We start from the raw sequence: 17,583 nt of genomic DNA, 5'->3' as shown, positions 1-17,583 counted from the left end.
TAGCCTTCCAATAAGATCACTCCCCAGCTGCCTCGGGATCAACGTGGGTTCACAAAAGGCGACATCCTTTTGACATTGGAGTCTTGGCCACATCTCCGCTGCCGGTACAGATCAAGGTGACGCGAGCTCCCTTTCGCAGGGTCGCCAGTTTTTCCGAGTCCGACTTACTAAAAGAGAACTGGGGTTCCATGAACTGGTTTACGCCGCCTCGCAAGACAAGATAGGGATTACCGAGGAAATCCGTGTTGATACTAACTACGACGCCAGTGACTTTGAAACGCTGGCCCTTGAAGCGAGCGTCAGCGGCAACGGTGTTTTGTTCGTATGCCGCTGCTAAGGCTTGGGCTGTGACCGTCGGCATTTCAGCTATTGCCTGAGCTTCTGCTTGCTGACGCTCCAAGCGTTCTTGTTCACGAGCCGCTTCGCGTTCTATGCGCGCTTGTTCGCGCGCGGCCTCTTCAGCAGCTTTTTCCTCCGGGCTCTTGAGCGCATTTAGAACCATGCCCAAAACGACAAGCCCCACAAAAACAATAGCGCCCCACTTCAGGAGATTCTTCAGAAAAGTCTTCATATCTCCCCCCTCCCTCCAATCAATCAGTTCCCACGAATTTAACGATAGGTAGAACGGAAGCGCAATAACGGCGACATTCCATTAAGGCCCCTATAGATTGGATTGTGATGTCTGCTGGTGTCCCAAATGAGCAAATAGCCTATTGACTCGGCACCCTTACCGGCACGGCACGGCCATTTGCTCAAGTTTTCGCATTGCTTCGTCGCCTGCATCACTTCGGAATGTTGCGACGGTAAGCCGCTTGCTGAGGACCCCCCGGCTATGCTTTGAGAAGATCGCGCGTGTATGAAAGGGGGCCCACCTTCGTTGATCGGCAGCCAGTGCCCAGACCTCACGTGGATTCAAGCAGTAGATACACCCGCCTGCTTCTCGCACGGTAATCAATGCCCCGCGCGATTCGAGCAGACGAACTAGAGCTCGAACGGTCCGGGTAGTGACACCAATCGCCTCCGCGAGATCGACTTGCGATATAAGAATTGCTCCATTGGGGCCAGCGTGTTCCGCGATGAAAGCCCAAAGCTGAAGCGCGCGCGGACTTTCGCGAGCAAGTTCTTGAACACGCTTCCATCCATCTTTGAAAACCATCTTGAAGTTCGAGTTCTTCGCCGCCTCGTGATCTTTCAAAGCCGCATCTACCGCGTCATACACATCCGCGACCTGCGCAGGAAGAGCTCCGCGTAGCACATCCTCTTCCGGCCCCCCTCGTCTTGCCGATTTTTTCTTGGCCACGATCATCTCCTTGCCCAGTTGCCAGGAGAGAGACATAGAAACGCGGAAGCTATCTTCCACCTTCCGATCAACGGAATGATCGGAAACTCAAGACTTCCGGTTGATCGGAAGGCTAAGGTTTCCGCCCTTGTTGTCCTATCTCTATTCCACCACACGGTTTTTTCTATCCGCCTTCTATTCTTTTGAATCGAACCCTCGAAATGTTCACTGACGACTTGCCGCTAACACTCCTTTGCGGGATCCATGACCCAGTGCGCGCCCGCTTACTTGGCTTTCGGTTGAGCGCAGCGATAAGGCTGTTTGGTATAACTTTCTTGATATTTTCAATCTAGATTCAGGGCTGATGACCGAACTTTCTTCAAATCTCGGGGGTGCTCTGCGCGCTCGTAGACGCGCGGCCGGGCTAACGCAAGCTGCTTTGGCGCGTAGCGCCAACATGTCGATCCAAACCGTCGGCCTCGCCGAGCGTGGCAAAGGGCGGCTTGCTACTTTCGATCAACTAACCGGCGCGCTCGGATTGCTGATCGATGGACGAAATCTCCCCGCGTCGGGATGTCTAGGCGGTCGTTTGCGGGCTTTGCGTGAACGGCGGGCTTTGAGCAGAAGAGCGGCCGCGCGGGCGCTTACCGTTACAGCGGACACGCTGGCGAAGATCGAGAGCGGTGGGCCGGGCCGTGTCGAGACGTTGATCCGCTACGGCGCATTGTTGGGTGCCGGTCTCTACCTTCGCCACCGCGACGAACGCAGACCCTTCCACACGCACGCGGGCAACTCTTCCATCGGTCACACATGGCAAACACCTGAAAGTCTGCTGGCCTTGTTATATCGAGCACTAGACACCGGGGAGCGGGAGGATGCGATGTTCGACCTCGACCCCTGCTCCCCTAGTTCAACACGCAATGATCGATCACTGCCGCAGCTTGCCCCTGTGCGTGCTCGGGTTCATTTCGATATAGAGGATGATGGGTTATCGCTCGAATGGTTCGGGCGCTGTTTTGTCAATCCGCCGTATGGCACGGCATTGCCAGATTGGGTAAGAAAAGCGCGTCACGAAGTGGAGGCGGGAAGGGCGACAATGGTCATCGCACTGGTTCCGGCGAGGCCCGACACGCGATGGTGGCACGAGAACGTGATCGGCCACGCATCGGTGTTCATGCTGCGGGGGCGGCTAAAGTTTCGCGGAATAGCGAATGCTGCGCCGTTTCCCTCGGCGCTAATCGTCTGGGGTGGCACGGACGCGGATCTTCATCGACTGCGCCATCTGCTGCCAACTGCGTGGTTCGTCCCGGCCGCACCCGCGTTGAAAGCAGCAGACTAGCCGCGTTTCGCTCTGCCTAGCGTCGCAGACCCGGCGTTTATCGGCTCCGATAAACATAGTCGGTCGCTATATCTACACCACTTCAAAAACTTTCGCCGGAAATTTGCTTTCCCAAATCCGGTCCCTAGTTCGCAGATAGACGAATGAGGGACTAAGCATGGCGTTTCAATTTTTACACTTCGATCTCGTCGCACGATCTGTATCGAAGAAATCCCAGACAAAGCGATGGACCGTCAGCGAAGTGCTGGCCGAGGCCGCACGGCTTCCTGATGCTTGTCCTCACGTCGTAAGCCCGCGCGAACCCGCGCTTGTGTCCGGCATGGAGTTACCGGAAGTCGAGCGACACGCGACGGCGATAGCCGGAGAGGCTCGAGATGTATCGGGGCGGCGGCTACGCAAAGATGCTCCGATCCTGCTCGCGGGTGTGGCGAGCTACCCGATTCCGCTCGATAGGATGTCGGAAAGCGATTGGCAGGACTTCCGAGATTGGGAGTGGCGAACAGTTGGATGGCTATACGAGCACTTCGGGCGGAACGTCGCGAGCGTTGTCCGTCACGAAGACGAATCTCACCCACACGTCCATTTTTTCGTTTTGCCCGAACTCTCGCGAGATCAGACCTTGAACATCAAAGGGATTCATCGCGGAGTCGCGGCGCGCGAGTCCGCGAAGGCCGAGGGGGCCAGCACCAAGGCAGCGAATCGGGCTTACTGCGCGGCCATGCGTAGCGTCCAGGACGACTTTCATAGAGCCGTGGGCGTGTATCACGGCCACCTTCGCGAAGGCCCCCGGCGGAAGAGGCTCACCCGGTCGGCGTATTTGGCCGATCAACGCGAAGCACAGATGAGGGCGGAGATGATGCGAAAAGTTGAAATTGATTTGTTGGAACTGGAAAAGCTCCGCATCGACGCGGTCGCACAGGACCGCGCACACAAACGCGCGAGCCTCCTTGACGACGAGAATAAGAGACTAAGGGACGAGAATGAGGGCCTCGAACGTTCGCTTAAGGAGGCACACCAGCATGTGGCCGCTCTGTCAGAGGACAAAAAGCGCTTTCAAGCCGACGCCAAACACTCCGCGCAAGTGGTCTTCAATCTGATCGGATTGGTAGTAAGGGGGGATGAGAGATTCCGGGCGTTCTTGCTCGGCGCCAAAGCACCTTGGGGGCTCCATCACGAAATTTGGGGCCGGTTGCGGTCCTTTCTGTTTGGAAATAAGGCCCCTTCTGACGGCGTAGAGCGGTCCATAGAGCGGCAGCACCCGCCTTCAGGCCACGAGAGACATCGTTATAGAGGGTCCGATCCGTCTCGATAGGGAGTTTTCGGCGATAGGAAGTGGGTAAGTTGAGAGCAAGAATGAACCGCTCCAATCGTCAGATCCGATGGTTTCGAGGCTCACATGTTTGCTTTCGCCATAGCGCTGATTTTTTTGGGGCTTTCCGTCGTCGTCGGCGGGGCACTTCTCATGCGCTACAGCAACCGGCTAGGCCGTATTGTCGCGGTTGCCGGATCCACGCTGCTGCTCGTCGGAACACTTTGGCAGATAGTCAGCGGGCTATTCTAGCAGGGCGCGGCCGGCGTTGATGAGCAGTGTCACTTTTGAGCTTGCTGGATTGGGCATTGATCTCCGGTCAGATCTTGGTGCCAACGCAGGCGGCAACCGCGCTGCGCCTGTCGTCACTGGCGCTATCCATCCGTCGTCGCGATTTGCCATCTGCCAGCTCATCAGCGATCCGCGCGAGAGCGGCACTATGGACCAAGCGAACCCTACGGGAGTGCGCCCTTTCGGCAACGCTGAAATGGGGGCTGAACGAGTGCGTGGGCGGCGGGAATTCTAGTCTTCTTTTTTATGGGCAGTTTTGAAATCTTCGGCGGTTACTTTCATGACACCGCCTCCGACGGTCATAGCGAACGATTCGAAATGCTCGTCACGCCCCCCGCTGGGGAGCGTGTAGGCGATCCGTATTCTGATCAGCAAGTCACGATCTGGTCTTGGACGTGGCGGGTTGTCTATGAACATGAACTCGGTCGCATTGGGGGCGAGGAAAGTGTGATTGCTAAAATTAAAATCGGGGATTGGGGAGGCCGGAAATGGTCTAGGGAGAGTCGCCGTCGCGGCAACCTTTACAAACTGCCTTGCCGGGGAACTGCCGACATTTCGGAAGCAAACACTGATGTCACCGTCGTTACCGACCGATATGTCGTCAACGACAATCCACGGCCTTTGCGCATACTCAGTGAGTTCGTTTTGTCGGATCATTGCTCTCGTGGCTTTGACGGTTTCCGTCAATGCGTCTCGGGTAGCCTTGAGAGTTTTCCAGAGGAGAAGAATACCGGCGCCCGTCAGAAGGACAGATGTGGCCGCAGCGACGAACATCCACATCGCCCAAAGAGCCATTTTCTCTTGGGCGTCCAAATCGTCTTTCTGGCGCTGTATCTCGTCGACGTCCTTGCCTTGGTCCTGCGCGGCTACAAGATCGCGAACAGCGGTTTCGATGCCTTGGATAGCGGGGACAAGCGAAGAGGCGTCTTGCTGTTTTGGAGTGGGTATTTTCTCGCTTGTGGGAGCGCTATGGGACTGCCTTTCCTCGGCTACTGGTTGGCCTTCGAGAGCCGATTTTTCGGCCTCTTGTGAATGCCCCTGATACGCTAAGAGTGTCAGTCCAAGCGCAATGATTGCGAGCCGATAGCCTCTAGGCATTGGAGAGTCCTAGTTAGAGAAACATCGCGGGAGCGGCCCGACCGGCTTTGAAGCTCTCAAAGTCCATGGCTTAGTTCCTGTCTATATTTTTGTTCCCACTGCCCACTTGCCCGCGCGCCGCTTCGACGTGTCGTATTCGCTCTTCAAGCAGCCGCTCGGTATCAGGATCACACCATCGATTACCGAGAATGATCATCTTCTCCTCACCATCAGCAAATTCGATAGTGGCAAGGTCGATATGAAATACAATCTCCCGGATAACCCGTCGCAATGCCTGAGCGATCTCCGCCCGCGCGCGGTATCGTTCCGCATCACTCGGCAGATCCTCGATGGCATCCAATCTGTCTTTGGCGATCTCAAACGATTCGCCGACGGATTGCGGCTTCCCGACGCTATCCGTTGCGCGAATCCGCTCAAGCAACTGCCGCCGTTCCGCGCTTGCGGTCTGTATTTCTGTCCGAAGCGCCCTCATGCGTTGTGAAGCGGCATCATCAACGTCTCCATCATCCTCGAAAATGTCGATATAGCGTGCTTGCTTACGCTTGAGCGTTTGAATCTGTGCGTTCAGCTCCTCCGCCCGCGCCTGCCACAATCTCGTTGTTTCACGCTCCGCCGCGAATACGGAGGCAAACAATGCGTCTGACAGTAGCGCAAAAACGCCACGCTCTACGTCGTCGTATCGATACAAGTCGCCCGAAATACAGCCCGCACGGCGCCGCGCGTGATCACATTGGAAATAGCGACCGCCCTTGGGTGGCGCCCCCTTGTCGACAAAGTGGACCGGGCCTCCGCATGCTCCGCAAACGCAGAGACCCGCCAGAAGATTGGAAAATCGTTTGCCTTTTCGTCCGGCACCCCCTCGCTTCCGTCCTTCAATCGCCGCCCGCGCGCGCCAAAACAGATCGGCCGGGATCGCTGCCGGAAAATAGTCAGGGATTGGTGGCCCGCTGGGAACTCGCTTCCCGTTTCGTATTTGATGGGGCTGAAAGACGCCAACCACTGCTTCGTTTGCTAGAATCTTCTTGATTGCGGATGGATGCCATCCGCGGGGGCCGGGCAGACTTTTTCTCCTGCGAGGGCCCCAAGGTTCGACCCCTTCGACGGTCAGGCGGCGGGCAATCGTCATTGCGCCGATGCCGTCGGACGCTTCCTCGAAAATTCGTCGCACAATGCCGTCACGCCCTTCCCGAAAATGCCATTCGGATCGCGATGGTGAGAGGCAGAGCCATGCCGGGGCCATAGCCGTCATTGGAACTCCACCGGACGCTATCTCCCGCTTCTTTTGCCAAGATTCGCCAATCCGTTGTGCTTTGAGAGCGCTCTCTTCGTGTGCGCGGGACAAAGCAAGAATTGAGATCAGGATTTGGGTTGGCCCATCGCTAATGGACGCTTCTGTATACCGTTGGCCGTCGGACAGGGTGACGATCTCAATCCCCCCTTCCAAGATTGCCAGGAACAGCCTTAGGGCTTTTGGCACCTGTTGCCGCGAAAGCCGATCAAGATTTTCGACGATTAGAACGGACCCGGGAGCAATCGCTCCAGCCTCAACCGCCGCGAGAAAGGTGGCGAGAATCCCCTCGGTGCTGTTTTTGCCTTTGTAGGCAGAAACACCGATGTCGCGCATATCCTCGACGAGCGTGAGTCCGTTGGCGGTAGCATATTCGCGCGCACCCTTGAGCTGGCGCCGCAAACTGTCGCCACGCGCTTGCTCGGGACGGGACATCCGAAGATAGGAATAGGCAGCGGTCATGCGGTTCAGATTGCGGCTCATAAGTTGCTATCTGGTGAAGTTTAATTGGCCCCATCACTAGCATGTTGTGACCGCCGGCGGCCGCGACCTCGAGCGCGCGCTTGGCCGACTCCTGTCCCTTGATGTCGCGCAGATCGGGCACGGGGCCCGCTTCGACCGCCTTCATCGGCGCGGGCTCCGAAAGCACCTGACTGCCGCGAAAATGATTGACCAGCGCGATGATCGAGCGCGGCGCAAGGACGCCGCCCGGATTGCCCGCATCCATGCCGGCCCACGCGGCTTCGGGCCCACAGGCCTCGGGGCAGATCAGGCCCTTGCCGCGCGCATTGGCGGCAATCGCCGCCGGCAATGCACCGGCGACCGGGTTGATCGTACCGTCCAACGACAATTCGCCGATGGCGACGAAACGCTCCAGCTCCTGCGCCGGAAGGACGCCCATGACGACCAGCAGGCCGAGCGCGATGGGGAGGTCGTAATGGCTGCCTTCCTTCGGCAGGTCGGCGGGGGCGAGATTGACCGTGATGCGTTTCGCGGGCAGGCCGAGGCCGATCGCATGGAGGGCGGCGCGGACGCGCTCGCGGCTTTCGGCCACCGCCTTGTCGCCGAGGCCGACGACGGCAAAGCCGATGACGCCGCTGGCGATATGGACCTGCACATCGACCGGCCGCGCCTCGACGCCCTGAAAGGCCACCGTCTCGATATGCGCGACCATGTTTCGGCCCCCTGCCCCGGCGCGGGGCCGGGGCCCTCGCGTTATGGCAAAAGGCTAGCCGAGAGATTTGACAGGTTCAAGAACGAAATGGGAACTTTCGTTCCCGCATCCGGCCGGGAAATAACTGTCCTTGCCACTGTCGGCGACCTTAGACTTGCGGCTTGCCGGTCGCTTACCTTGAGGGCATCGATGCGCACCATTCTTCCGTTGATCCTGTCGGCAGGGTTGGGCTTTTTGCCGGCCTTGCCTGTGTTTGGCGATGAAACGGGTGCGCGACGATTCGACCCCGCCGCCATTATCCGCCTACTCGACGACGCGCCGGCAGCATCGCGGGAATATCCGGCGGAGCCCGCCTATGAGGGACCGCGCGCCACTGTTCCGCTGACCGAAGAGGAAGCGACCCAGTTTCGAGAACAATTGTCGAAATGCTGGCGTCCCCACTCGCAATCGACGGCGGTCGCATTGAACGCTGTATTCAGTCCTGAGGGCGCTGTGATCTGGGTCAGCCCTCCCGAAAAAGAAAGGGATGGCCGATATCAGTCAAGCTACGTCATGGCAAAGGAGGCTTTGAGGAAGTGCGCGCCTTATGCGTTACCCAAAGAAAAGTATCCCACCTGGCGCAAGACCCGTCTCAACTTCAATCCTCCCGAGGGAACAACGACGAAATCCCATGCGCCGCCGATGCCGGGACTGATGGATGGCTGGACGATGATGCAATTGCCGCCAGACGACACGGCGCGGTAAAACCACGCCGACCGCGCTATTTCCGCGCCGCCTCGGCCGCGTCCATGACGCGCATCAGGTTTTCGCCCCAGAGCTTCGCGATTTGCTCTTCGGTATAGCCGCGGCGGACGAGTTCGGCCGTCACGTTCAGTGTTTCGCCGGCATGGGACCAGCCTTCGATGCCGCCGCCGCCCTGGAAGTCCGACGAGATGCCGACATGGTCGATGCCGACAAGCTGCACCGCATGGTCGATGTGATCGACAAGCGTCGCCACGGTGGCGCGCGGCCATTTCGCGTCGAGGGCGGCGACGCCTTCGGCGAATTTGCGCTTCGTTTCGTCCGATGCGCCAAAGAAGGCGTCGAGCGAAGTCAGGCCGAGCGAGGCGGCCAGTTCGCGGCGTGCGGCGAGCTTTTCCTCCGGCACTTCGTGTAGATAGGCGTCGAAGGCGACGATCTGGATGACGCCGCCCTTTGCCGCCAGCGCCTTTAATTCCTCGTCCGTCATGTTGCGCGGATGGGGATGAAGTGCGTCAACAGAGGAATGCGAGGCGATGACCGGGGCGCGCGACAACTCGATCGCTTCGAGCGCGGCGGCTTTCGACGCGTGGCTGACATCGACCATCAGCCCCAGATCGTTGGCGCGGGCGATGAGCGCGCGGCCGAAATCCGACAGGCCGCCATGTTCGCCGCCGTCTTCGTTGGCGCGGTCGGCAAAACGCTCCTGCGGCAGGGCGCTGTCGGCGATGTCGTTGTGGCCGTTGTGGACAAGGCCGAGATAACGCGCGCCAAGCGCGTAATAGACATTGAGAAGCTCGGGCGCGCGGCCGACGACATAACCGTTCTCGATGCCGATCAGCGCGACGAGCTTTCCCTCGGCATGGAGGCGGCGGATGTCGGCGGCGGAACGGGCAAGGCCGATCTCGTCCGGGTACAGATTATCGGTCATGCGGCGGATGGCGGCGAATTTCGCGAAGGCTTCGGATGCCGCTTGCGCATGGCCCGCGTCGTCGCGCGCGCCCTGCCCCGCATAGACGACGAAGAAGACTGCATCGAGCCCGCCCTCGCGCATGTGCGGCAGATCGACCTGCACGGGATAGACGCCGCGTTTGCCGGGATCGTAGATATCGGTCGCAAAGGTCGAGGGGATGTCGACATGTGTGTCGATGGCAATGACCGCGCCGTGGATGCGCGCCGCCGTTTCCTCGACGGTGGGCGGCGGCGCATCGGCAATGAAAACCGGGCGCAGCGTCCAGATGGCGCCGACAATCAGCGCAATCGCTGCCGCCACGATCGCGTAACGCGCCCAGTTGATGCGTGCTCCCCGCGCCATCTTCATCTCCGCCCTATCTCCGCGCCTCGATAGCGTCCCAGACCAGCCCCGCCAGATTGGCATTGTCGAAGCGGTCGATCTCCTGAATGCCGGTCGGCGAGGTGACGTTGATCTCGGTCAGCCAGTCGCCGATCACGTCGATGCCGACGAAAATCAATCCACGCTTCTTCAGTTCCGGACCGATCGTCTCGCAGATTTCGCGCTCGCGTTTTGTCAGCGACCATTTTTCGGGACGCCCGCCGACATGCATGTTGGAGCGTGCCTCGCCCTCGGCCGGGACGCGGTTGATGGCGCCGACGGGCTGCCCGTCGACCAGGATGATGCGCTTGTCGCCCTGGCGCACTTCGGGGAGATATTTCTGCACGATCACCGGCTCGCGGTTCATCTGGCCGAAAATCTCGAGCAGCGAATTGAGGTTCTCGTCGCCCTCGCGGATGCGGAAAACGCCGATGCCGCCATTGCCGAAGAGCGGCTTGACGATGATGTCGCCGAACTCACGGCGGAAGGCGCGGATTTCCTCCGGGTCGCGGCTGATCAGCGTCGGCGGCAAGAGCCCCTTGAAGCGCACCGCGAAAAGCTTTTCCGGCGCGTTCCGGACCTCGGTGGGGTCGTTCACGACCAGCGTTTTCGGATGCACGGTTTCGAGAATATGCGTCGCCGTGATGTAGCTCATGTCGAAGGGCGGGTCCTGACGCATCAGCACCACATCGACATTTTCAAGAAAGGTCTTTTCGAGGCTGCCGAGCGTCGAGTGATTGCCGACTTCGCGGCGGAGCGTCAGGGGGCGCATCCGCGCATAGGCGCGGCCGTCGCGCATCGAAAGGTCCTGAGGCTCGTAATAGAAAAGCGTATGGCCGCGGCGCTGCGCCTCCAGCCCCAGCGCGAAGGTCGAATCCGCGTTGATGTTGATCTGGTGGACCGGGTCCATCTGGATGGCGACGGCAAGGCTCATGTTTTTCTCTCGCACTCTTTCGCGGGCGGGCGGGCTCGGGGAAAGATGGGGGGAGGCGCGGCCCTTTGCGAGAAAAAAATCAGTTGAGGCGGGTCTTCAGGCGGCGCAGCGCCTCTTCGGCCATGCCGGCGATGCGGGTTTCGCCGATATCGGCGGCGAGGTCCTTGCAGGTCTCGAAGGCATGGGCGGCGGCACCCATGTGCCCGGCATGAACCTCGAGCCGGCCAAGTTCGAAGCGGAGCCCGGCGCGCTGCGGCGCCAGCCAGATCATGCGCAGCACCACGGCGCGGGCGCGGGCGAAGTCGCCGCTTTTGATGGCGCGGCTCAGGATGTTGTTTTCAAGCCGGAGCAGGATGTCGCGCGGGCCGACCGGCTCGCAGGCCTCCGGCGTCAGCCGCGCATCCGGCCCCTCGACGCCGCGCAGCAGCGTCAGCAGGTCGGCGGCGGTCAAAGGACGGCCGCCATTGAAGGGGTCGAGCACCACCGCATCGTCGGCGGCGCGCAGGCGGAGCACGAAATGGCCCGGAAAGTTCAGACCCGTCAGGTCGAGGCCGAGCTTCGCGCCGACATGCAGATAGAGAATGCCGAGCGTGACCGGCAGGCCTTTGCGGCGGTCGATTACATGGGCGAGATTGGCATTGCGCGGATCGTCATAGGTTTCGGTGTCGCCGAGATAGCGAAAGCGGCCGGCGACGACGCCCGCCAACGCGCCCGCGACGATGCCGGCGGGTGCTTCGCCCGCGCCGCCCGGCAAGGCATCGCCAGCCGCGCCGACAAGTTCGTCGAGATGCGCGAGATAGGAATCGGGTTCGAGTTCCGGACGATCGAGCGCGGCGAGCGTCAGCGCAAGACGCGCCAGGTCGAGTTCGCCGTCGGGCGTCGCGCCCGCCCGCTGCAACTCGGATTCCATGTCGTGTGTCGCGTCGTCCATGCGACGATCATGGCGCGGCCGGGGCGGCGGATGCAAGCGCTCTCGACGCAGGTTCGCTCAGGGCTTCCTGACCTCGACATAAGAGACGACGTTCTTCACGCCCGAGATGTCGCGCGCATGGGCGATGACGCGGTCGAGCTCGGCGCGGTCGAGCGCGGTGCCCATCAGGTAGACGGTGCCGTGCACGGTCTCGATCGAATAATTGATGCCGCTGACATTGCGGTCGCCGGTCAGGCGGGCGCGTAGCTTGGTGGTGATCGCCGTGTCGGCCATGGCCTGCCCGAATCCGGCGCTCTCGCCGACCCGCAATTCGTTGATGACTTCCCTGACGCCACCGACCGTCCAGACGATGCGGACCACCCGCACGCGGTCTTCGGCTTTCGGCACGACGCCCGACAGAAGCACGCGGCCGCCGCGCACCTGGGTCGCCACGCCCTTGAAAAGATTGCCGTCTTCGGCCAGCAGCTTGCGGTTGATCTCGAAGGAAATCTCGTTGTCGTCGACGGCCTGTTCGAAACCGCGTTCCTGCGAGGCGCCGACCGCGGCGGCCCCGCCCGCACCGACGACCAGCGGCACGCAGCCGCCAAGCGCCAAGGCCGCCAGCACCAGCATCGTCATGGATACGCGCATATATCGATCTCCGAAAATGAGAAACCCCCGACGGCTGCGACAATGAGGGGAGCGGTGCGGCGAGATTATGGCCGCCAGGCGTCCGGCAGATGTCGGGGAAGGCGGCGCGGCGCGACCAGCACCAGATCGAAGCGTAGGTCGAGGCCCGCCAGCGCCGGACGCATCGCCAGCAGATGCATGGCGGCGCGGGCCAGACGCTGCTGCTGGCGCGGCAGCAAGGCCTCGACGGCGCGCTCGCCCGCCATGGCGGCCTGCGCCGACGCCTTGACCTCGACAACGGCCAGCACCCTGCCCCGCCGCGCCACCATGTCGATCTCGCCGGCGCGGGTTTTGAGCCGCCGGGCCAGAATGCGGTAGCCCTTGAGGCGCAGCCACAGGGCGGCAATCGTTTCGGCGCGCAGACCAAGACGATGGGCGGCAAGGCCGCGCGCGGGATCGCCTTTTCTTGCACCAAGCTTCATTTTTCCGCATCCGCGATTTCGAGGGCGCGGGCATAGATTTCGCGGCGCGGCAGGCCCGTCATCGATACGACTTCGGCGACCGCGTCCTTGAGGCTCGAACGCCTGAGCGCGTTTTCGAGCATCGCGTCGATCTCGTGGGCGCAGAGCGGCGCGCGCTTTTCGGGCGGGCCGACGACGACGACGATTTCGCCCTTCGGTGCGCCTGCCTCCCGGTAATGCGCCGCAAGCTCGCCGAGCGGGCCGCGCCGCACTTCCTCGAATTTCTTGGTCAGTTCGCGCGCGACCGCCGCTTCGCGGGGGCCGAGCGTTTCGGCCATGTCGGCAAGCGACGCGGCCAGACGGTTGGCGCTTTCGAGGAACACCAGCGTTGCCGGAATGGCCGCCAGCTCGGCCAGTTCCTTGCGCCGGGCTTCCTGTTTGGCGGAGAGAAAGCCACCAAAGAAGAAGCGGTCGGTCGGCAGGCCGGCCAATGTCAGCGCGGCCAGAACCGAGGAGGCGCCCGGAACCGTCGTCACGGTGTGGCCGGCGGCAATCGCCTCGCGCACCAGCTTCAGGCCCGGATCGGAGACGAGCGGCGTTCCGGCATCCGAAACCAGCGCGATCGCCTCGCCGGCCTCGAGCCGCTTCAGGATGCGCGGGCGCATCTCGGCCGCGTTGTGGTCGTGATAGGGCGCGGTGCGCGCCTCGATATGGTGAATGGCGAAGAGCTTCGCCGTCACGCGCGTGTCCTCACACAAGACCAGATCGGCGCGGGACAGGACGTCGAGGGCGCGCAGGCCGATGTCGCCGGCATTGCCGATGGGCGTCGCCGTGACATAGAGGCCGGGCGCGAGCGGGGATCTGGATTTTTCGTTCATCGCCGGCGACCTTGCGCCCGGAAGACACTTTTTGGCAAGAAGGCTCAGGTTTACTTGCCCCGGCGCGGCCGGTACCCTTTGCCGGGCCCCGACCCTCTTCGTTCAAGGAATATCCCGGTGACAGACGCCCGCCTCTTCTCTTCCGGCCTTCGGGCGGTCGTCTTGCTGTGTTTCGGCGCGATGCTGGCGGCCTGCAACGGGCTTGGCGGACGGCAAGCGCCGCCGCCGGTGGTGACGCCGCCGCCCGTCGTGCAGGTGCAGCCGCCGCCGCGCGTCGAGACGCCGGCGATGCGCAATCCGGCCAATTTCTATACGCCGGCGCATATGGCCGGCGAGCCGGTGGTGCGCGTCGCGCTGCTGCTGCCGTTCAACTCGCCGCGCGACAATGTGCGGGCGCTCTCGAACGCGCTCTACAATGCGGCGCAGCTGGCGGTGTTCGAATTCGACAATGCGCAGGTGCTGCTGATCCCCAAGGCGACGGGCGGCACGGCGGGCGGGGCGCAACGCGCCACGCAGGAAGCGCTCAACGCCGGGGCCGATCTCATTCTCGGGCCGCTGTTTGCCGAGGAGGTCGCCGCCGTCGCGCCGCTGGCGGCCCAGTTCAACGTGCCCGTCGTCGCCTTCTCGTCGGACAGCGCGGTCGCGGGCAACGGCGTCTACCTGCTTTCCTTTCCGCTGCACGAGGACATTTCCCGCATCGTTGAATATGCGACGCTGCAGGGCATGACGTCGTTCGGCGCGCTTTACCCGCAAGGCAGCTATGGCGACCGGGCGCGGGCCGAGTTCGACCGCGCGGTTTCGGCGCGCGCCGGGCAGGTGGTCGCCAGTACAAGCTATCCGGCAAGTTCGGACGGCATGTACGAACCGGCAAGGCGGATCGCGGCGAGCTATGGCGGCGGAAATTTCCAGGCGCTGTTCCTGCCCGAAGGCGGCGCGCAGCTTAAAACCATTTCACCGCTGCTTCCTTATTACGATCTCGATCCGCGCACGGTGAAATTTCTCGGCACCGGGCTCTGGGACGATCCAACGCTGGCGCTTGAACCGCCGCTGCATGGCGGCTGGTTCCCGGCGCCGCCGCCGGAAGGCCATGCGCAATTCCTGACGCGCTACAAACGCGCCTATGGACCGGCGACGCCGCCGCGCATCGCAAGCCTCGGCTACGACGCGGCGAGCCTTGCGGTGGCGCTGTCGACGCGGGCGCCCGGCGAGCGCTTCACGACGGCGGCGCTGACCGACCCCGACGGCTTTGCGGGTGTCGACGGCATTTTCCGGTTCATGCCCGACGGGCGCACCGAACGCGGGCTTGCGGTGATGGAAGTCCGGGCCGGCGGCGCGGTCGTCATCGATCCGGCGCCGACAAGTTTCCGTCCGCCGGTTTTCTAGGATTCGATTTTCCGGCGCTCAGGCGAGCAGCCGCGCCAGCAGCGCATCGAGGACGAGGCGGCCCTGCGGCGTGGCGCGGATGCGGTCGCCGTCGCGCCGCAGCAATCCGGCGGCGGCGAGATTTTCGAGGCGTGCATCGGCAAGCGCGCGGCCTGTGAGCCTTGCGTAGCGCGACAGCGAAACACCTTCCTCAAGACGCAGACCCATCAGCATCATTTCATCGCCCTGTTCGGCCGGTGAAATTTCCTCCGACGCTTCGAGGCCGTGGCCCTCGCGCTCAACCGCCTCGATCCACTGGCCGGGGACGCGATGGGTGCGCGTTGCGCGATGCACCTCCCCTGCCCTGACGCGGCCATGCGCGCCCGGACCGACGCCCGCATAGTCGCCGTAGCGCCAATAGACGAGATTGTGGCGGCACTCGGCGCCGGGCTTTGCATAGTTCGAGACTTCGTAGGCCGACATTCCAGCCTCGGCGCAGATGTCGCCGGTCAATTCGTAAAGCGCGGCGGCGTCTTCTTCGGCCGGCAGCGCGAAGGCGCCTTTTTCATAAAGCCGCGCAAAGGCGGTTTCGGGTTCGATGGTCAGTTGATAGAGCGAGAGGTGGTCGGCGGCATGGGCGAGCGCGGCGCGCAGTTCGCGTTCCCAGGCCTCGCGCGTCTGGCCGGGGCGCGCATAGATGAGGTCGAAAGAGAGGCGCGGAAAAGTTTCGCGGGCAAGCGCGATGGCGTGGAGCGCCTCGTCGGCGGTGTGCAGACGTCCGAGAAATTTCAGTTGCGCGTCGTCAAGCGACTGGACGCCGAGCGACAGGCGGTTGACGCCCGCGGCCGCATACCCACGAAAGCGCGCCGCCTCGACGCTGGTCGGGTTCGCTTCCAGCGTCACCTCGACATCCTCGTCGACCTGCCAGAGCGTGTGGATGCGCTGGAGCACCGCCTCGACGGTCGCGACCTCCATCAGCGAGGGCGTGCCGCCGCCGAAAAAGATCGAGCGCACGCGGCGCGGACCCGTCAGCCAGCGCATGTGTTCGAGTTCGCGCTTCAGGGCGGCCGCCCAGCGCGCCTGATCGACCGCGGCAACGACGTGCGAATTGAAATCGCAATAGGGACATTTCGACTGGCAGAAGGGCCAGTGGACATAGATGCCGAAGCCCGGCCCGCGCGGATCGTCCGTCTGCGGAATATTTTCAGCCGAAACAGGCATCGACGAGCTGACGGAAGGCGTGGGCGCGATGCGAGATGTCATGCTTTTTCTCCGGCTCCATTTCGCCGAAGGTGATGTCGTGGCCGTCGGCCACGAAAATCGGATCGTAGCCGAAGCCCTTTTGTCCGCGCGGCGGCCAGACGAGTTCGCCATCCACCCTGCCCTCGAAATATTCGACGTGGCCATCGGGCCATGCAAGCGCCAGCCCGCAGATGAAATGCGCGCGCGTGTCCACCGGCCCGGTTTCGAGCATGCCGCGGCGAAGTTTTTCCATCGCGAAATCGAAATCCTTGGTCGGTCCGGCCCAGCGCGCCGAATAGATGCCCGGCGCGCCGTTGAGCGCATCGACGCACAATCCGCTGTCGTCGGCGAGCGCCGGGAGGCTGGCGGCGCGGGCGGCGGCCAGCGCCTTCAGTTCGGCGTTTTCGCGGAAGGTCGCGCCGGTCTCTTCCGGCTCGGGCAGCCCGAGTTCTCCGGCCGAGACGGCTTCGATGCCAAACGGCGCCAGCAGGTCGCCGATCTCGCGGACCTTGCCGGGATTGTGGCTCGCGACGACGAGCCTGCCGCCTGCGAGCTTGCGCGTCATGCGGAGACCGCTTCCTTCTGGCGAATGACCAGATCGGCGATCGCCGATTTCGCCAGACCGAGCAGCTTCGAGAGTTCTTCCTCGCTGAAGGGCTCGCCCTCGGCGGTGCCCTGCACTTCGCAGATGCCGCCCTTGCCGGTGATGACGAAATTGGCGTCGGTGTCGGCCTCGGAATCCTCGGCATAGTCGAGATCGACAACCGGCTGGCCCTTGTAGATGCCGCAGGAGATGGCCGCGACATGGTCCTTCAGCACCGGGCCCGACAGCATCGAGCGCGAACGCATCCATTCGATGCATTGATGCAGCGCCACCCAGGCGCCGGTGATCGAGGCCGTGCGCGTGCCGCCATCGGCCTGCAACACGTCGCAATCGATCGATATCTGGCGCTCGCCGAGCGCCCGGAGATCGACCACGGTGCGCAGCGAGCGGCCGACAAGGCGCTGGATTTCCTGTGTGCGGCCCGATTGCTTGCCCTGCGCGGCCTCGCGGCGCATCCGCTCATGCGTCGAGCGCGGCAGCATGCCGTATTCGGCCGTCACCCAGCCCTTGCCGCCGCCTTTCAGGAAAGGCGGCACGCGCTCCTCAAGGCTTGCGGTGCAGAGCACATGGGTGTCGCCGAAGCGGACAAGGCAGGAACCCTCGGCATGTTTGGCGACGCCGGGCTCGAAGGAGACCTGACGCATTTCGTGGGGCTGACGGCCGGAGGGACGCATTCTCGGATTTCCAATCTATTGCTTTCGGGATTTGCGGAG

The 17,583-nt window shown here is 62.5% G+C and carries 18 protein-coding genes and 1 pseudogene; 5 read left to right on the top strand and 14 right to left on the bottom strand.

All coding sequences use genetic code 11. The features are described from left to right. Positions 1–49: 49 nt before the first annotated feature. Positions 50–571 (bottom strand): hypothetical protein, encoded by a 522-nt coding sequence (locus KF719_RS10375; RefSeq protein ID WP_293508642.1) that lies wholly within the window; start codon positions 569–571, stop codon positions 50–52. A gap of 156 nt (positions 572–727) precedes the next feature. Further along, positions 728–1,300 carry a hypothetical protein gene (locus tag KF719_RS10370; protein WP_293508641.1) on the bottom strand — a complete coding sequence of 191 codons (573 nt, stop codon included), beginning with the start codon at positions 1,298–1,300 and terminating at the stop codon, positions 728–730. Between the two features lie 343 nt (positions 1,301–1,643). Here KF719_RS10370 and KF719_RS10365 point away from each other — a divergent pair, with 343 nt between their 5' ends. From KF719_RS10365 to KF719_RS10355, 3 genes are all read left to right on the top strand, one after another. Beyond that, positions 1,644–2,618 (top strand): DNA N-6-adenine-methyltransferase, encoded by a 975-nt coding sequence (locus KF719_RS10365; protein ID WP_293508640.1) that lies wholly within the window; start codon positions 1,644–1,646, stop codon positions 2,616–2,618. 157 nt (positions 2,619–2,775) lie between these two features. Beyond that, the gene (locus tag KF719_RS10360; RefSeq protein WP_293508639.1) at positions 2,776–3,930 is read left to right on the top strand and encodes a hypothetical protein; all 1,155 of its coding nucleotides are present in this window, start codon (positions 2,776–2,778) and stop codon (positions 3,928–3,930) included. An 84-nt stretch (positions 3,931–4,014) separates the two neighbouring features. Further along, positions 4,015–4,179 (top strand): hypothetical protein, encoded by a 165-nt coding sequence (locus tag KF719_RS10355; protein WP_293508638.1) that lies wholly within the window; start codon positions 4,015–4,017, stop codon positions 4,177–4,179. 270 nt (positions 4,180–4,449) lie between these two features. On the opposite strand, the gene KF719_RS10350 is transcribed toward KF719_RS10355, so the two are convergent. From KF719_RS10350 to KF719_RS10340, 3 genes and pseudogenes are all read right to left on the bottom strand, one after another. Beyond that, entirely contained in the window at positions 4,450–5,316 is an 867-nt protein-coding gene (locus KF719_RS10350; RefSeq protein ID WP_293508637.1) for a hypothetical protein, read from the bottom strand. Between the two features lie 70 nt (positions 5,317–5,386). Further along, on the bottom strand, positions 5,387–7,039 hold the full coding sequence (locus tag KF719_RS10345; RefSeq protein WP_293510633.1) for a recombinase family protein: 1,653 nt from the start codon (positions 7,037–7,039) through the stop codon (positions 5,387–5,389). A gap of 73 nt (positions 7,040–7,112) precedes the next feature. After that, positions 7,113–7,778 (bottom strand): annotated as a pseudogene (locus KF719_RS10340) (magnesium chelatase domain-containing protein); the annotation flags it as partial. Positions 7,779–7,967: 189 nt separating this feature from the next. Here KF719_RS10340 and KF719_RS10335 point away from each other — a divergent pair. Next, positions 7,968–8,522, top strand: a complete 555-nt coding sequence (locus tag KF719_RS10335) for a hypothetical protein (protein WP_293508636.1) — start codon at positions 7,968–7,970, stop codon at positions 8,520–8,522. Positions 8,523–8,538: 16 nt separating this feature from the next. Here KF719_RS10335 and KF719_RS10330 read toward each other — a convergent pair whose 3' ends face one another. The 6 genes from KF719_RS10330 to rsmI all read right to left on the bottom strand — a co-directional run bounded on the left by KF719_RS10330 (position 8,539) and on the right by rsmI (position 13,662). After that, on the bottom strand, positions 8,539–9,831 hold the full coding sequence (locus tag KF719_RS10330) for a dipeptidase (protein WP_293508635.1): 1,293 nt from the start codon (positions 9,829–9,831) through the stop codon (positions 8,539–8,541). Between the two features lie 13 nt (positions 9,832–9,844). Further along, positions 9,845–10,783 carry a glutathione synthase gene (gene gshB, locus KF719_RS10325; RefSeq protein ID WP_293508634.1) on the bottom strand — a complete coding sequence of 313 codons (939 nt, stop codon included), beginning with the start codon at positions 10,781–10,783 and terminating at the stop codon, positions 9,845–9,847. Positions 10,784–10,862: 79 nt separating this feature from the next. Continuing rightward, a complete protein-coding gene (locus KF719_RS10320) occupies positions 10,863–11,714 on the bottom strand; it encodes a transglutaminase-like domain-containing protein (protein WP_293508633.1) in 852 nt (283 codons plus the stop codon). Positions 11,715–11,771: 57 nt separating this feature from the next. Next, the gene (locus tag KF719_RS10315) at positions 11,772–12,344 is read right to left on the bottom strand and encodes a BON domain-containing protein (protein ID WP_293508632.1); all 573 of its coding nucleotides are present in this window, start codon (positions 12,342–12,344) and stop codon (positions 11,772–11,774) included. A 65-nt stretch (positions 12,345–12,409) separates the two neighbouring features. Continuing rightward, positions 12,410–12,805 (bottom strand): YraN family protein, encoded by a 396-nt coding sequence (locus KF719_RS10310; protein WP_293508631.1) that lies wholly within the window; start codon positions 12,803–12,805, stop codon positions 12,410–12,412. Beyond that, positions 12,802–13,662 (bottom strand): 16S rRNA (cytidine(1402)-2'-O)-methyltransferase, encoded by an 861-nt coding sequence (gene rsmI / locus KF719_RS10305; protein ID WP_293508630.1) that lies wholly within the window; start codon positions 13,660–13,662, stop codon positions 12,802–12,804. Before rsmI ends, KF719_RS10310 begins: the two co-directional genes overlap by 4 nt. Positions 13,663–13,779: 117 nt before the next feature. Here rsmI and KF719_RS10300 point away from each other — a divergent pair, with 117 nt between their 5' ends. Next, the gene (locus KF719_RS10300) at positions 13,780–15,045 is read left to right on the top strand and encodes a penicillin-binding protein activator (RefSeq protein ID WP_293508629.1); all 1,266 of its coding nucleotides are present in this window, start codon (positions 13,780–13,782) and stop codon (positions 15,043–15,045) included. A gap of 18 nt (positions 15,046–15,063) precedes the next feature. Here KF719_RS10300 and hemW read toward each other — a convergent pair whose 3' ends face one another. Genes hemW through rph form a run of 3 tightly spaced genes read right to left on the bottom strand, consistent with a single transcriptional unit; the run spans position 15,064 to position 17,544 of the window. Beyond that, positions 15,064–16,245 carry a radical SAM family heme chaperone HemW gene (gene hemW, locus KF719_RS10295; protein ID WP_293510632.1) on the bottom strand — a complete coding sequence of 394 codons (1,182 nt, stop codon included), beginning with the start codon at positions 16,243–16,245 and terminating at the stop codon, positions 15,064–15,066. Continuing rightward, complete coding sequence (gene rdgB, locus KF719_RS10290; protein WP_293508628.1) at positions 16,229–16,831, bottom strand: RdgB/HAM1 family non-canonical purine NTP pyrophosphatase; 603 nt, start codon at positions 16,829–16,831, stop codon at positions 16,229–16,231. Before rdgB ends, hemW begins: the two co-directional genes overlap by 17 nt. Beyond that, positions 16,828–17,544 carry a ribonuclease PH gene (gene rph, locus KF719_RS10285; protein ID WP_293508627.1) on the bottom strand — a complete coding sequence of 239 codons (717 nt, stop codon included), beginning with the start codon at positions 17,542–17,544 and terminating at the stop codon, positions 16,828–16,830. The genes rdgB and rph overlap by 4 nt, the downstream gene beginning before the upstream one ends. Positions 17,545–17,583 lie beyond the last annotated feature (39 nt).

Source organism: Parvibaculum sp. (genome assembly GCF_019635935.1).
GTDB lineage: Bacteria > Pseudomonadota > Alphaproteobacteria > Parvibaculales > Parvibaculaceae > Parvibaculum.
This window is presented reverse-complemented; position numbering and strand designations above follow the sequence as displayed.